This window comes from Marinobacterium sp. xm-m-312 (assembly GCF_013283295.1).
Classification (GTDB): Bacteria; Pseudomonadota; Gammaproteobacteria; order Pseudomonadales; family Balneatricaceae; genus Marinobacterium_E.
Window position 1 is genome coordinate 60,664 of sequence record NZ_WBYS01000006.1, and the last position, 13,209, is coordinate 73,872.

Here is a 13,209-nt window from a genome sequence, read left to right on the forward strand (position 1 = left end):
TCCACAAACTAAAGCCCCTCAAGCGGGATTTTATCTAGAGTCCACTCGTCCTCCGCGCGTATAACTTCTCTTGAATTGTACAAATTTGGTCGATCTTAAGTGTCGATTAATCACTGTTTTAGGAGTAGTTATGTTTAGATTGTCGTATTCATTATTTGCCATTTTTTTTATCTCGTTTCTTCAACTTCAAACGGCAAGTGCTTCTGATCAAGCAGCTCAAATAGAGCTGTTAGTGGATCAACGCTTAGAGGCTTATCTTAAGAGTGAAGAGTTCGATAAACGAGTAGAAGAATCTATTAATAGATATGTGGCTAAGCAAGCCAATCAGAGAGCTAAAAGAGAACAGGAAGCTCTAGAAAAGATAGCGGCTAATTTAGCTCCAGTTAACCCTGAGAGTGATCATATTCGTGGAGACACAAACGCTCAGTTTTCTTTAATTGAGTATTCCGATTATGAGTGCCCATTCTGTAAACGCTTTCATTCAACAGCGATTGAATTTACAAACAAACATCCAGAGGTTAACTGGGTCTATAGACACTTCCCGTTGGATTTTCATAACCCTGGTGCGCAGACCGAAGCTGAAGCAGCAGAGTGTGCGGGTTATCTAGGTGGAACAAAGGTATTTTGGGCTTACTCAGATGCGATATATGCACGTACTAAATCAAATGGTAAGGGGTTTCCAATTTCAAACCTAACTCCATTAGCAGTAGAGCTTGGAATTGAAAAAAACGCATTTGAACAATGTCTAGCCGATAGACGATTCCAAGAAAAGGTTTTGAGTGATTACAAAAATGGTGTTGCCTCGGGAGTTAGTGGAACACCGGGTAATTTCCTTGTTAACCATGCATCTGGACGGATTATTCCAGTTAGCGGAGCCCAGCCTCTAGAAAAATTGGAGCAGGTCCTAGAACAACTTAAACAGGTTCAGTAATGAAAATATCTAGAAGAAAGTTACTCGCATACAGTGTTTTGGGTTTGGCTGCAAAGCCAGTTCTAGCTGCACTACCTTCTAATGATGGTGTTCGACGTTTTTCTCTTGTGTTGCGTTCAGAACAGAGAAATTGGTTTGATGACATTGAGAACCAAATAAATTTATGGGGGTTTGGCCAAGATCTTCTTCGCTTAAAGCAAGGCGAGCCTGTTGAGATTGAAGTCTGGAATAGCTTACCCGTTCCAAGTACGGTTCATTGGCATGGTTTTCGTATTGAGAATGCTATGGACGGGGTGAGCGGATTAACACAAGCCCCAATTCCGGCTGGGGAGCGCTTTACCTATCGTTTTACACCTACAGATGCAGGTACATTTTGGGCACATTCACACCATAAAACTTATGAACAACTTGCTAGGGGACTGTACTTACCTATTATTGTTGAAGAAAACTCGCCGGTGGACGTTGATCAAGATATTCACTTAGCAATTGATGACTGGCGAATTAATCAGTCAAAACAGCTTGATTTAGAAAGTCTTGGTGCCATGCATGAATGGGCACATGGAGGGCGTTTAGGTAATTTCCTAACGGTTAACAAACAGGTACGTCCAAGCTATATCGTTAAAGCCGGCTCCAGAGTTAGGTTGCGACTGCTTAACACAGCCAATGCTCGCATCTTTGCTGTTAATGTTCCTGTTAAAGCTACATGGATTTTAGCTAAAGACGGCCAGCCTTTAGTTACTCCAAAACCTCTAGATGAATCCCTACTTCTTGCTCCCGCAGAGAGGTATGACTTGGCTATCGATATTCCACAAAATGCCAGCGGTAGCATTGCTATTCAAATGCCAACCGATTCAGGACCCATAGATATGGCTTTGCTGGATGTTGTTGGAACCGTTCAAAATGTTAGGGACTATCCACCAATCACTCTACCCTCAAATCCCATCGATGAAGTTAGTTTTATTAATAAGCCTAAAATCTCGGCGGTATTAGATATGCAGGGAGGGGCCATGGGATCGCTGAGACAAGCTATCTATGATGGGAAAAATATGAGCATGCAGGAACTGATTAGCCATAATCAGATCTGGGCTTTTAATGGAGTGGCTAATCGCCCTATAGAGCCGTTGTTAGAGGTCCGTTCCGGTGATTTAGTTGAAATAGATATTAGAAACAACACTGCTTGGGCTCATAGCATGCATCTCCATGGTCATCATTTTAAGGCTGAATCACCTAGGTATAGTTCTGGTATTTGGCATGACACATTGCTTATGGATAGCAAAGAGAATGCAAAAATAAGGTTTGTTGCAGGCAAGCCGGGGAGTTGGTTGTTGCACTGTCACATGATAGAACATCAAGCCGCCGGCATGGTTAGCTGGATAAAAGTGGTTAGTTAATCATGGAAGCTCTAAATCAACTCGGTTTATTGGCAGCTTTTACAGGCGGGCTTATATCCTTTTTATCTCCATGTACGTTGCCATTAGTACCTGGGTACTTATCTTTTGTTGCAGGGGCAAATAACAAATCATCTACAGAGCATCACTGGCCTCATATGCTTCTGAGTTTATTTTTTGTTATGGGTTTCTCAATCGTATTTGTATCTTTGGGTGCAAGTACTAGTTTCTTAGGAATGCTTTTAACTGAATATCGTTATGAGGCTAACATTGTTGGAGGAGGCCTCGTAATAATCTTTGGCCTATTTATGGCAGGTGTCCTCAAGATAAATTGGTTATATCGTGACTTAAGAATCCATCCAGCTATTCGTTCAAGTAATCCAACAACTGCTTTTCTTTTAGGAATCTCGTTTGCATTGGGATGGACCCCATGTATTGGGCCAATATTAGCTGTGATTTTGACGTTGAGCTCTATTAACGCTGATCCTCAGGCAGCGGTCCTTCTTTTAACTTTTTATGCATTAGGGTTGGCAATTCCATTTTTGTTGGTTGCAATGTTTATGGGGGCGTTCAAAAAGCGGATGACGAAATTAAGTCGATTTAGCCGTCAGCTTCATGTCACTGCTGGTATCACTATGGTCATTATGGGTATTGCTATGGTGACAGGGCGATTAACACTTTTTGCTGTTTGGATGATGGATGCTTTCCCAGTGTTAGATACGTTGGGATAAAAGAGAAACTCATTAATTTCTTAGGTGAGAATTGGAAGTAGGTTTATGAAAGTAAAATATTACATAAAAAGTCTTTTTTTAGTTTTTATAGCTAGCGCAGCCGTTACCGCAAAGGCTGATCATCGGGAGGGGCACGTTGACGTTCAAGTGGGCGAGTTATCCCAACGTGCGGCCTATGGGCAGCAAGTATTTAACGAGACTTGTGCAGCATGTCATGGAAATAATGGGGCAGGAACATTAAAGGGACCTCCATTAATCCATGATATTTATAATCCAGGACACCACTCAAATCAGGCAATTATTAGTGCGATCAAAAATGGCGTTAGACAGCATCACTGGCCCTACGGTGATATGCCTGCTCAAGAAAAAATCGGATTTGCAAAAACCATGGCTGTGATCGAATTTATTCGCGAGGTTCAGGTTCAAAATGGCGTGGAGCGCCGGGCACACAATATGTAATGGGCGGGTACATCCAAACTAAATCAGGAGAAAAGAGATGAAACGATTGAAACTGGGGCTTCTAAGCTCAGTTCTGGGGCTATCTACCAACGTTTTCGCGCATGGCGTTATGCATGAAACCGTTCCCGCCAATGGCGCGTCAATGTCGGAACCGACAGATCGCGTTGAGCTGACCTTCAAGAATCCTACGAAGCTGATCAGTATCAAGGTACTCGATTCAGAAGAGAATTCTGTACCGGTTAATTTTGAGCGTTCTACGGAAGCTGGGACTCACTTTGAGTCGATGTTTCAAGCGCTACAACCCGGTAGTTATACCGTTCAATGGAAAGCCATGGGCGAGGATGGTCATATGATGAAGGGAGATTTTGGATTTATGCAGGAGTAACTCTACAAAGTAGGGCGGCCATAAGAAAGCGAGTAAAGGGAGTTAACGTATGGAATTGAGTGTCTGGGACGGTCTTGTTGTTGGTACACGCTGGTTACTTTATCTGGGCGCTGCGGCCGCGATTGGCGGTACAGCCAGTCTGTGGCTGATGCAGCAGCAGGCTTTGCTTAAACCGGCGCTGATGCGTTACTCCCTGATAGCGACACTGTTAGCGGTCAGTGCCGCGATTCTTCATTTTCTGGTCCGGGTGGGCGAGGCCTATGACGAAGGGTTAAGCGGGATGTTCGATCCCGATATGATCGGATTTCTGTGGGAGTCGCCGCTGGGCGAAGCACTGTTTCTGAGAAGCATCGGTTTGTTAATGCTTCTTGTGGGTCTTCTGTTTCTCGCATTAGTTCGCAGTAAAAGCCGTGAGCAACGTATTGAGCTCGGATTGATTGAGGGGCTCTTTGTGCTGGCCGGTATGGGCCTTATGGCGTTGTCTTTCAGTGAGGCAGGGCATGCAGTTGAACAGCCGCTGTTATTTCAAAGTGTTCTGACAATCCATGTTGTTTTGACCGCCTGGTGGATGGGTTCGCTCTTTCCACTCTGGTTGGCCTGTCATCACCTTGAATTTAGCGAAGCCTACCGGTTGCTTGATCGGTTCGGTCAATTAGCGGTAACGGCCGTACTGGTGCTGTTTGCTGGTGGCGTGTATATGAGCTACCAGTTGACCGGTTGGTCGAATCTTTTTACCAGCGATTATGGCATTTTACTTCTGGTTAAAGTCGCTCTGGTAGGGGTAATTCTGTCGCTGGCCGCGATTCATAAATTGGTGTTGGTACCCCGGCTTCAACACACCCAGGATGCGGGTGTATTGAAGCGTTCTATCTTTCTGGAAAAGATCATCGGGGCATCAATCTTTGCAATAACAACTGTTTTAACCACCTTAGTGGGACCGGTTCACTGATGCATCCGTGATAGCTCAGACGATCATTTATCTTTGAAAATCTGGGTGTGCCGTTGTGCTATCTCCTGAGGCCACTGGGCTTTGATATACGCCAAAACCGACCAGATTTGGTCATCGGTCAGCTTTCCGGCGAAAGCTGGCATCTTTGACTTATAATCCGCACCGGCGATCGACTGCACACCCTCTTTGGTTAACTGGAACAGAAGCGCATCGTCGTGATGCCAGGTGTGTCCCGTTTCGTCGTGCGGTGGTGCTGGCAGATAGTCATTCTCGTCACGCTTCTGCCAATCTGCCTCTCCCCTCAGATCGGCACCGTGGCAACTGGCACACTCGTTTTGATAAATCGTTTTACCTGCACTCACAGCTTTGGCATCAGTGTAGGGAATTTTGCCCTGAGCACTGTTCGTCAGAAGGAATGCAGCGGTGGTTCCTAACACCACTACAACGGCTGCTAGCCCAATTTTTGTTCCATTGTTCATAATTCACCAGATAGCATCTTTACTGACTTCTTTAGTGCTTATAAGTGTATTTATAGGGGCTCTGATTATCTGAAACAACAACCTCAGAGCCCAAGAAGTAGAGGTTACTTACTGTGATTCATCATTGTATCTTTGCCACCAGCTGGCATCTCTTCAATATTCATCATCTCTTCGTCAAGCTTCATGCCGTTAGCACGCATATTATTACCCATACCTGACTCTCGCATCATATCCATATTTTGTTTCATCATATCGATATGTTGAGCCATCATTTCATGCATCTTCTCCATTTGAGTCATCATTTCGTCGCAGTGTTCCGGATCCATCATTTCGCTTGATTGATCCATCGAGGCTGGATTGGCTTCACTCCCCTTGTGATGATCCTCATTGGCGAATGTTAATGAAGTGGCTGAAACTGCGAAGACGAACGCTGGAATGGTGATTAGTTTTCTCATGATAATTTTCCTCTAAGGTAGTTACTTAAAATTTAAAACGTTTTGCTATCTTGGTTGTCAACCGAACTCTTATGAGAGTGGTTGTGTCCGCGATGCATAAACAGATGCATTAGCGGGCAGAGTAAAAAAATTAGAAAGGGTAAATACTCAATCAGGTGTGTTTGATGTTCGCTAAACAAATAGTAGCCACCGATCGCCGCGATCGTGATGAGTAGCCATTTATTTATGCTCAGCCCCATGCAGCAGAACTTCTTATTCATCATTACCTCCTTGACCTATCAGACTATTCAACCGTGATATCCCCGCGGTACATCTGCATCTGACAATGAAACGCGTAGTTACCCGCAGGGCTCGCCGGAATATGGATCGCTTTTACCTTGTTTATCGGTAGCGATTCGCTAATGGCGAGGTCTGGTACCAGCAGCATTTCAGAGCAGGGCGCTTTATCTTCGCGCAAAAAATTGAGCGTTACAGGTTTGCCTGCCGGTATCTTGATATGTGCGGGTGTATACACACCGTCAGCGACTTTTATGGTCTGCTTCTCTGACGCAACCGAGGCTACAGGCTTGTAGAGCCAGAACCACCAAATAATCAGCCCGATTAGTACTAGGCCTGCTATGTTAATGAGTATCATCGGTTACTCCTCCCCAGCGCTTTAGCGCCTAAAAATTAATGCTGCTGCGCTTTAAACAGGCGCAATCGATTGGCATTGGTGACGACCGTTAGAGACGAAAAGGCCATCGCGCCACCGGCTATAATTGGACTGAGTAGTACGCCAAAGATTGGGTACAGCAGGCCCGCAGCGATCGGTATGCCCGCAACGTTGTAGATAAATGCGCCCACCAGATTCTGTTTAATGTTCTGCAAGGTCGCCTTGCTGACTGCAACGGCATCGGCCAGTCCGTGAAGTGAACCGCGCATTAGGGTGATATCCGCGCTCTCGATCGCAATATCCGTACCGGTGCCGATCGCAAAGCCCACGTTAGCCTTAGCAAGCGCCGGTGCATCGTTAATACCATCCCCCGTCATGCCGACAATCTCACCCGCCATTTGCAGTGCTTCGATATGGGCAAGCTTATCCTCAGGCATCACTTCGGCATGATATTCATCGATACCCACCTGGGCGGCTACGGCTTTAGCCGTTGCACTGTTATCACCGGTTAGCATAATGACCCTCATGCCCTGAGCTTGCAGGCGCTGAATGGCCAGTTTGGAATCAGCTTTGATAGGATCAGCGACGGCAACAATTCCCGCGAACTGATTGTCGATTGCAATAAACATCGGCGTTTTCGCCTGACTGGCCAGGCGCTGGGCTTCATCGACCTGAGCACTGACGTCGATCTCGTTATGCTTCATAAATGATGCGTTACCCAGTAACACCGTTTTCCCACTGACTTTGCCAGAGACGCCCTGACCGGAGTGCGCGTGAAAATCTGTGACTTTCTCCAGGCTCAGGCTTTGCGCTTTTGCTGCTTCGACAATCGCTTCTGCCAGTGGATGCTCTGAACCAGTCTCAAGGCTGGCGACCAGCGCTAACAGATCTGCTTTGTCGAGGTCCGTTAACGGTAAAATATCGGTCACAGCTGGCTTTCCTTCAGTGATAGTGCCGGTTTTATCAAGGACCATCGCCGTGATCTGAGAGGCGGTTTGCAGCGCTTCCCCGTTGCGGATCAGTACACCCGCCTCAGCCGCTTTACCCATCCCAACCATGACGGACATCGGTGTTGCCAGCCCAAGCGCACAGGGACAGGCGATAATCAGTACGGTTGTCGCTGAGATAATCGCGAAGGCAATGGTGGGTTCGGGTCCAAAGTTGGCCCAGATCAGCGCGCTGACGATGGCGATGATCATAATCGCGGGTACAAAGTACTCGCTGATCTTATCGGCAAGGCGTCCAATCGGCGGTTTGGAGTTCTGTGCCTTTTTAACTGAAGCGATAATCTGTGACAGTGCCGTGTTCTTGCCCACACGCGTCGCTTCATAGAGTAGCGATCCACTCTTGTTTAGCGTGCCGGCAATGATCTCATCACCGATCTCTTTGACGACTGGAATAGGTTCACCAGTCAGCATCGATTCATCAATTGAAGAATGCCCTTCGACAACGCGGCCATCGACGGCAATCTTTTCGCCTGGGCGAACGCGTAGCTTGTCGCCCATAACGACATCATCGATAGGGAGATCTACCTCTTCATCACCACGGAGGACACGGGCTGTTTTTGGTTGCAGGCCGATTAACCGCTTTATCGCTTCCGAGGTGCGTCCACGCGCTTTAACTTCCAGTGCCAGACCCAGATTGATTAGACCAATGATCATCGTTGTCGCTTCAAAGTAGATGTGTCGTGCCATTTCTGGGAAAAGCGAGGGTGCTGTCACTACCGCAAACGAGTAGAGCCAGGCGGCTCCTGTTCCGAGCGCGATCAAAGTATCCATATTGGCTGAGTGGGTTCGAAACGCCTTCCAGGCTCCGATATAGAAACCACGACCGGCGAGTACCATAGTTGCCAGCGTAACCAGGCCGATAATGCCCCAAACGAGTCTCTCCGTGCTGGTGGTGACAGACATTTCACCGATGAATAGTCCATAGATCATCAGCGGTACACCGATGCTCAAGGAGACCACGACGTTGCGCATCAGCTGCCGGTAATACTGTGCGTCAGCGGCTTCTTTCTCCGCCAAGCTGTCAGCTTCGGACTCGTTTTCGGATTCTTTTGCACCGTACCCTGCCTGAGTAACCGCAACTATCAGCGTATCAGACTCTACGTCGCCTTCAATCGTCGCGGTGCGATCAGCAAAGTTCATTTCAGCCGAAGTCACCCCGGGTACTGCTTTCAACGATTTCTCGATTTTAGCGACGCATCCAGCGCAACTGGCACCTTGAATATCCAGAATAATTGGATGCTTCGCGACCTTAATGCTGTTCATGAGCTTCATCCTCTGTAAACGTTTCAATGAGGTGGCAAATAGACTCGTTGGTAGGACACTGGTCTTCCATTTCGTTCCAGGTTTTAGCGGCTGCAATCATGCGGTTTCTTAGCGCGACCATGTCACGGAACCTGGCTTCAGTCTCTTCCAGACGCTGGTTGATAATGTCCCTAACCAAACCACAGGCCGAATGCTGATTATCCGTCCGCGCGAATATCTCTCTAACATCATCGATACTGAATCCCAGGCTACGCGCTGCCAGGATGAACTTGAGCCGGTTGATGTCCGATGGACAAAAAAGCTTGTACCCGTTGTCTGGATTGATCTGAGGTTTCAGCAGACCAGCGCGAGAGTAAAACCGCACGGTATCGGGCGTGATAGACAGTAGCTTTGCAACTTCATTTACCTGCATGAAAGACTCCATTTTATTTCTCGACTCACAAAACTGGATCAATGTCCTGGTGGCGGTTTACTACAGCAGTGAGGCACATGCTTGGCATTATCGCGAACGTTCTGGTCGATTTGTCGATCCCACCCCAGCTTATATTGGTTCCACCAGCCTTTTTTTGGTTCGACGCTGTGTTGTTTAAGTACCTGTAGGATGGAATCTATACTTGTGATGGATGCATCATATGACACTTGCATCCGCTCACGTGTCGAGTCAAACCCCACAGTATCGATACCTCTTATCAGTTGGATCTCAGCGGTAAGTTCCTCCAGATTTTGTTCCTTCAGACCACTGAGCTTTAGTTTGCGTTTAACCAAAAATGCTTCGTTAATACCAATTTTATGCGTATCCATATCGCCTCCCTTAATCTGACTCGAAGTCACTGAGTACACGTTTACGCTTCGCATATTCCTCTTCATCAATCTCGCCGCGAGCGTAGCGTTCATCGAGAATCCGGCGGGCATTATTGGATTCTTTGGGTCCAGTTCGAACAGATTTGACGGCCAGTACGATGATAAAAATGAGAATGCCCCAGAACACTAGCATTCCGAAACCACCAAACATTCCAAATCCCCAGGCCATAGGGTGGTAATCACCGTCGGGGTCTGCGACCGCAATTCCGCTGAGGAGCATTGACGTTGCTGCGTATAGCCTTAATCTTTTATCCATAAGTCGTTCTCCTGCTTGCGCATTACTATAGGAAATAGTCGATATAATCTTAGCTTAAACCTGTGAGTCGCTCATAGGTCAAGGATTGAAGACGAAAAAGTTGGAAATCCATATGAACGAGCGGTATCAAAACCGTGTGTATGAGGAACTCTCATGGACAGTGGACAGATCTTTCGTTGAATGGGATCGAAAGTTTGGTGATGAAACAAGCTCGAATAGTTTTACCTGCGAGAGTCTCAAAACTCGTAAATCGCTAGTTCCCTGTTTATCTTGTAGCTTTTCGAAAGTCTGCTTTTGAGTGCTTGTCCCAGTCGTGTTAGGGCGGCTATGTGCCGATTTCAGCCGCTCATTTAATGAGAAAATTTATTACAGAGTCAGTGTTTAAGCCTACCAAGGAGAGTATAGCGAGAAGCTAATTCGCTTGGTTAATTACTTCTGTTTGGTTTCTGAGTCATTCTGATAGTAGCTATCTTCATAGTACCTCCCCTTGATGGCTAGTACCTTCTCTAACCAACGGTTGTAGTGTTTCCATATGAAGAAGCCAGGTGTCATCACTACCATAATTGCGACCATTAAACCTGCGCCTTTGTGAGATTCTGGGAACTGTTCCGTAATCAGGCTGAATAATGAAAGTCGCTCTGCAACTAGATACCAGCAGCCCAAGCCAATCAAGCCAACGGCTATTCCAATGTGGTGAAGTTTTTTATTGTCGAGCATGTTTTTCAGAACCCCAAAGATACGCTGTGCTGAGAATAGAGGTTTCATCGGCGATTTTAAATGTTAATCGCGAAATACTCCCTGAATTAGGTTCACTCAAGCGGTCAGAATTGTTAACTTATGCTTCAATTCATTATCTAGGAAATCGCCAGTCGATGTTCAATCCCTTTTCTCTTTTTGTTGGCTGGCGCTACACCCGAGCAAACCGCTCAAACCACTTCATATCCTTTATCAGCTTAGTTTCGACGCTCGGACTGATGCTCGGTGTGGCTGCATTGATTCTAGTACTGAGTGTCATGAACGGTTTTGATCGTGAGCTGAAAGAGCGGATACTTGGTATGGTTCCACAGGCTACCATCAATGGATACAACGCTCCGTTAGATAATTGGCAACCACTACGTGAAACGCTTCTGACTGCGCCTGACGTCGAAGGGGTGGCACCCTTTGTTCAGGCTCAAGGGATGCTGACCGCTTCCGGTCGTGTTCAGCCTGTATTGGTATCAGGTATTGATCCAAAGCTGGAAGAGAGTGTTTCGATAGCCGCCGGTCAGATGACCTTAGGTGATCTAAACTCCCTGCATGCAGGAGAGTATCAGATTGTCTTAGGTGAGCTTCTGGCTAAGTTTTTGGGCGTATCGATGGGGGATAAGGTCAACCTGGTGTTGCCTGAAGCGTCGGTGAGTGTGGCCGGTGTGATTCCCCGCCTAAAGCGTTTTACTGTGTCCGGTATTTTCTCAGTCGGTGCTGAGTTGGATGCCAATTTAGCCTATGTTCATCTACAGGATGCAGCCCGTTTGAAACGAATTAAGGGTGACGCCGTTGAAGGGCTTAGGATTAAATTCAATGACCTGTTCAGTGCGCCTACTCGAGTCTATGAACTGGCTAGAGAGTTGAATCATCCTGTCTACACCTCTGACTGGACTCGAACCCATGGCAATCTATTTCAAGCAATTCAGTTAGAGAAACGAATGATCGGACTGCTGCTGTTCCTGATCGTCTTTGTTGCCGGTTTTAACATTGTCTCGACGCTGGTGATGGTGGTTACCGATAAGCGCTCCGACATCGCAATATTGCGTACTCTAGGCGCGAAGCCAGGGGTGATATTGAGGATCTTTATGATTCAAGGTTCCCTTATAGGATTACTAGGGACTCTGCTGGGGGCTATTTTAGGCATTACGTTAGCGCTGACGGTCTCTGATCTGGTGGCTTGGATAGAGTCGGTGTTAGGCATTCAATTCCTCTCTTCGGAGGTCTACTTCATCAGTTATCTACCCTCTGAGCTTCAATTAGGAGATGTGTCGCTGGTGATTGGCGTGACTCTCACGATGAGCTTCCTAGCTACGCTCTATCCTGCTTGGCGAGCGGCTAAGGTCGAACCTGCGGAGGCGCTTCGTTATGAGTAATGTCTTGGTTGCAAACCAACTATGCCGCTCTTTTGATGAAGCTGAGCGTCAGTTGATCATCATTAATGATCTGAATCTATCTGTGGCTGCCGGAGAGCGTGTGGCCATCATCGGCTCCTCAGGTAGTGGTAAGAGTACGCTACTCAACCTATTGGCAGGGCTGGATACACCTACCGCTGGTGAGGTGGTTATCGCAGGTGAATCGATCAGTCAGCTTTCCGAGAATCGCCGCGCTGAACTTCGTAACTCGCAACTTGGTTTTGTCTTTCAGTTTCACCACCTGCTGCCGGAGTTTTCTGCGTTAGAGAATATCGCCATACCTCAACTCTTGGGCGGTGTGTCTGTTGACGCCGCTCAGCAGCGTGCAGCTTATCTTCTAGATCAGGTCGGTCTCTCGTCACGAGCACAACATAAACCCGCTAAGTTGAGTGGGGGAGAGCGTCAACGTGTCGCGATTGCCCGTGCTCTGGCAAACACGCCCGCTTGTGTTTTGATGGATGAACCGACCGGTAATCTTGATCCTCATACCGCTGAAGATGTTGAGCAGTATCTACTGAAACTCAATCAGGAGCAGGGGGTGGCACAGATTGTCGTCACTCATGATCATGACCTGGCAAAACGTATGGATCGTGTTCTTGAGTTGAAAGAGGGGGGTTTAGTTGAGGTGTTTGCTAGCACGAGCCTTTAGTAAACGTTTCTGCCAACGGCGTCGCACTTGCCAAATCCACAAGCGGTTGATGGTTAGATAACTGATCCCAGAAAATAGCACTCCACAGATAAGAGAGCCCGTCAGTAGGGGCCACCAGATCGTTGCCAGCTCTGAATGGATGGTGTGTAACTCCCAGCTGATTTTGACCGGCGGCGTTCCTAAAATCCACGCCCCAATTTTATAGGTCGTATAAAAAATAGGTGGCATGGTGATAGGGTTGGTTAACCAAACTAGCCCGATCGAAATGGGTAGGTTTGAGCCAATCCAGAGTGCCAAAAAAGCGGCCACAAGCATCTGACCAGGAATGGGAAGAAAAGCACAGAAAATACCCACCAAAAACGCTTTGGCGGCGGACTTTCGAGTCAAATGGAATAGGTCTGGGTTGTGAAGATGTTCACCAAGCCATTTAAGATGCTTATGACTTTTTAAAGCATCCTGTTTCGGCATGTAACGCTTTAAAAGCTTACGTGGCATCCCTGAACGACCTATCAAATTATTTGGAAGTCAGATTATGCCCTTCGATTATTAATAAACCAACCTGCTATTACTGAAACTTCTGCTAGA

Annotated in this window: 18 protein-coding genes; 8 read left to right on the forward strand and 10 right to left on the reverse strand. The window is 47.0% G+C overall.

Going from position 1 to position 13,209, the window contains the following annotated elements:
- Positions 1 to 130: 130 nt before the first annotated feature.
- Genes XMM312_RS08645 through XMM312_RS08670 form a run of 6 tightly spaced genes read left to right on the forward strand, consistent with a single transcriptional unit; the run spans position 131 to position 4,843 of the window.
- Positions 131 to 931 carry a DsbA family protein gene (locus XMM312_RS08645; RefSeq protein WP_173489084.1) on the forward strand — a complete coding sequence of 267 codons (801 nt, stop codon included), beginning with the start codon at positions 131 to 133 and terminating at the stop codon, positions 929 to 931.
- Positions 931 to 2,322, forward strand: coding sequence for a multicopper oxidase family protein (locus XMM312_RS08650; RefSeq protein WP_173489085.1), 1,392 nt, complete (start codon positions 931 to 933; stop codon positions 2,320 to 2,322). The genes XMM312_RS08645 and XMM312_RS08650 overlap by 1 nt, the downstream gene beginning before the upstream one ends.
- 2 nt (positions 2,323 to 2,324) lie before the next feature.
- Complete coding sequence (locus XMM312_RS08655; protein ID WP_173489086.1) at positions 2,325 to 3,050, forward strand: cytochrome c biogenesis CcdA family protein; 726 nt, start codon at positions 2,325 to 2,327, stop codon at positions 3,048 to 3,050.
- Between the two features lie 45 nt (positions 3,051 to 3,095).
- On the forward strand, positions 3,096 to 3,509 hold the full coding sequence (locus tag XMM312_RS08660; RefSeq protein WP_173489087.1) for a cytochrome c: 414 nt from the start codon (positions 3,096 to 3,098) through the stop codon (positions 3,507 to 3,509).
- Positions 3,510 to 3,546: 37 nt separating this feature from the next.
- The gene (locus XMM312_RS08665; RefSeq protein WP_173489088.1) at positions 3,547 to 3,894 is read left to right on the forward strand and encodes a copper resistance CopC family protein; all 348 of its coding nucleotides are present in this window, start codon (positions 3,547 to 3,549) and stop codon (positions 3,892 to 3,894) included.
- A gap of 49 nt (positions 3,895 to 3,943) precedes the next feature.
- Entirely contained in the window at positions 3,944 to 4,843 is a 900-nt protein-coding gene (locus XMM312_RS08670) for a copper resistance D family protein (RefSeq protein WP_173489089.1), read from the forward strand.
- A gap of 23 nt (positions 4,844 to 4,866) precedes the next feature.
- On the opposite strand, the gene XMM312_RS08675 is transcribed toward XMM312_RS08670, so the two are convergent.
- The 9 genes from XMM312_RS08675 to XMM312_RS08715 form a co-directional block, all read right to left on the reverse strand.
- Positions 4,867 to 5,322 (reverse strand): c-type cytochrome, encoded by a 456-nt coding sequence (locus tag XMM312_RS08675; RefSeq protein ID WP_173489090.1) that lies wholly within the window; start codon positions 5,320 to 5,322, stop codon positions 4,867 to 4,869.
- Between the two features lie 104 nt (positions 5,323 to 5,426).
- Positions 5,427 to 5,777, reverse strand: a complete 351-nt coding sequence (locus tag XMM312_RS08680) for a hypothetical protein (RefSeq protein WP_173483737.1) — start codon at positions 5,775 to 5,777, stop codon at positions 5,427 to 5,429.
- Positions 5,778 to 5,809: 32 nt separating this feature from the next.
- Positions 5,810 to 6,040, reverse strand: coding sequence for a DUF2933 domain-containing protein (locus tag XMM312_RS08685; protein ID WP_371743482.1), 231 nt, complete (start codon positions 6,038 to 6,040; stop codon positions 5,810 to 5,812).
- A 20-nt stretch (positions 6,041 to 6,060) separates the two neighbouring features.
- Entirely contained in the window at positions 6,061 to 6,411 is a 351-nt protein-coding gene (locus XMM312_RS08690; protein ID WP_173483736.1) for a cupredoxin domain-containing protein, read from the reverse strand.
- Between the two features lie 35 nt (positions 6,412 to 6,446).
- Positions 6,447 to 8,699: a heavy metal translocating P-type ATPase gene (locus XMM312_RS08695; RefSeq protein WP_217363672.1), complete on the reverse strand. Its 2,253-nt coding sequence runs from the start codon at positions 8,697 to 8,699 to the stop codon at positions 6,447 to 6,449.
- Positions 8,686 to 9,111, reverse strand: a complete 426-nt coding sequence (locus XMM312_RS08700; RefSeq protein ID WP_173489092.1) for a MerR family DNA-binding protein — start codon at positions 9,109 to 9,111, stop codon at positions 8,686 to 8,688. The genes XMM312_RS08695 and XMM312_RS08700 overlap by 14 nt, the downstream gene beginning before the upstream one ends.
- Before the next feature lie 38 nt (positions 9,112 to 9,149).
- Complete coding sequence (locus XMM312_RS08705; protein WP_173489093.1) at positions 9,150 to 9,500, reverse strand: hypothetical protein; 351 nt, start codon at positions 9,498 to 9,500, stop codon at positions 9,150 to 9,152.
- A 10-nt stretch (positions 9,501 to 9,510) separates the two neighbouring features.
- On the reverse strand, positions 9,511 to 9,816 hold the full coding sequence (locus XMM312_RS08710) for an SHOCT domain-containing protein (protein ID WP_217363671.1): 306 nt from the start codon (positions 9,814 to 9,816) through the stop codon (positions 9,511 to 9,513).
- A 429-nt stretch (positions 9,817 to 10,245) separates the two neighbouring features.
- Complete coding sequence (locus XMM312_RS08715) at positions 10,246 to 10,581, reverse strand: hypothetical protein (protein ID WP_173483130.1); 336 nt, start codon at positions 10,579 to 10,581, stop codon at positions 10,246 to 10,248.
- Positions 10,582 to 10,688: 107 nt separating this feature from the next.
- On the opposite strand from XMM312_RS08715, the gene XMM312_RS08720 reads away from it, so the two are divergent.
- Together XMM312_RS08720 and XMM312_RS08725 are read left to right on the forward strand one after the other, a co-directional pair.
- Positions 10,689 to 11,936, forward strand: a complete 1,248-nt coding sequence (locus XMM312_RS08720; protein WP_173489094.1) for a lipoprotein-releasing ABC transporter permease subunit — start codon at positions 10,689 to 10,691, stop codon at positions 11,934 to 11,936.
- A complete protein-coding gene (locus XMM312_RS08725) occupies positions 11,929 to 12,624 on the forward strand; it encodes an ABC transporter ATP-binding protein (protein WP_173489095.1) in 696 nt (231 codons plus the stop codon). The genes XMM312_RS08720 and XMM312_RS08725 overlap by 8 nt, the downstream gene beginning before the upstream one ends.
- Here XMM312_RS08725 and XMM312_RS08730 read toward each other — a convergent pair.
- On the reverse strand, positions 12,592 to 13,119 hold the full coding sequence (locus XMM312_RS08730; protein WP_173489096.1) for a DUF2062 domain-containing protein: 528 nt from the start codon (positions 13,117 to 13,119) through the stop codon (positions 12,592 to 12,594). The two genes, XMM312_RS08725 and XMM312_RS08730, sit on opposite strands and share 33 nt — an antisense overlap.
- Positions 13,120 to 13,209 lie beyond the last annotated feature (90 nt).

Coding starts and splice junctions, on each gene's coding strand:
- XMM312_RS08700 (WP_173489092.1), bottom strand. CDS start 9,111: ATGCAGGTAAATGAAGTTGCAAAGCTACTGTCTATCACGCCCGATACC.
- XMM312_RS08710 (WP_217363671.1), bottom strand. CDS start 9,816: ATGGATAAAAGATTAAGGCTATACGCAGCAACGTCAATGCTCCTCAGC.
- XMM312_RS08730 (WP_173489096.1), bottom strand. CDS start 13,119: ATGCCACGTAAGCTTTTAAAGCGTTACATGCCGAAACAGGATGCTTTA.
- XMM312_RS08650 (WP_173489085.1), top strand. CDS start 931: ATGAAAATATCTAGAAGAAAGTTACTCGCATACAGTGTTTTGGGTTTG.
- XMM312_RS08645 (WP_173489084.1), top strand. CDS start 131: ATGTTTAGATTGTCGTATTCATTATTTGCCATTTTTTTTATCTCGTTT.
- XMM312_RS08685 (WP_371743482.1), bottom strand. CDS start 6,040: ATGATGAATAAGAAGTTCTGCTGCATGGGGCTGAGCATAAATAAATGG.
- XMM312_RS08690 (WP_173483736.1), bottom strand. CDS start 6,411: ATGATACTCATTAACATAGCAGGCCTAGTACTAATCGGGCTGATTATT.
- XMM312_RS08705 (WP_173489093.1), bottom strand. CDS start 9,500: ATGGATACGCATAAAATTGGTATTAACGAAGCATTTTTGGTTAAACGC.
- XMM312_RS08660 (WP_173489087.1), top strand. CDS start 3,096: ATGAAAGTAAAATATTACATAAAAAGTCTTTTTTTAGTTTTTATAGCT.
- XMM312_RS08670 (WP_173489089.1), top strand. CDS start 3,944: ATGGAATTGAGTGTCTGGGACGGTCTTGTTGTTGGTACACGCTGGTTA.
- XMM312_RS08665 (WP_173489088.1), top strand. CDS start 3,547: ATGAAACGATTGAAACTGGGGCTTCTAAGCTCAGTTCTGGGGCTATCT.
- XMM312_RS08680 (WP_173483737.1), bottom strand. CDS start 5,777: ATGAGAAAACTAATCACCATTCCAGCGTTCGTCTTCGCAGTTTCAGCC.
- XMM312_RS08715 (WP_173483130.1), bottom strand. CDS start 10,581: ATGAAACCTCTATTCTCAGCACAGCGTATCTTTGGGGTTCTGAAAAAC.
- XMM312_RS08695 (WP_217363672.1), bottom strand. CDS start 8,699: ATGAACAGCATTAAGGTCGCGAAGCATCCAATTATTCTGGATATTCAA.
- XMM312_RS08720 (WP_173489094.1), top strand. CDS start 10,689: ATGTTCAATCCCTTTTCTCTTTTTGTTGGCTGGCGCTACACCCGAGCA.
- XMM312_RS08655 (WP_173489086.1), top strand. CDS start 2,325: ATGGAAGCTCTAAATCAACTCGGTTTATTGGCAGCTTTTACAGGCGGG.
- XMM312_RS08675 (WP_173489090.1), bottom strand. CDS start 5,322: ATGAACAATGGAACAAAAATTGGGCTAGCAGCCGTTGTAGTGGTGTTA.
- XMM312_RS08725 (WP_173489095.1), top strand. CDS start 11,929: ATGAGTAATGTCTTGGTTGCAAACCAACTATGCCGCTCTTTTGATGAA.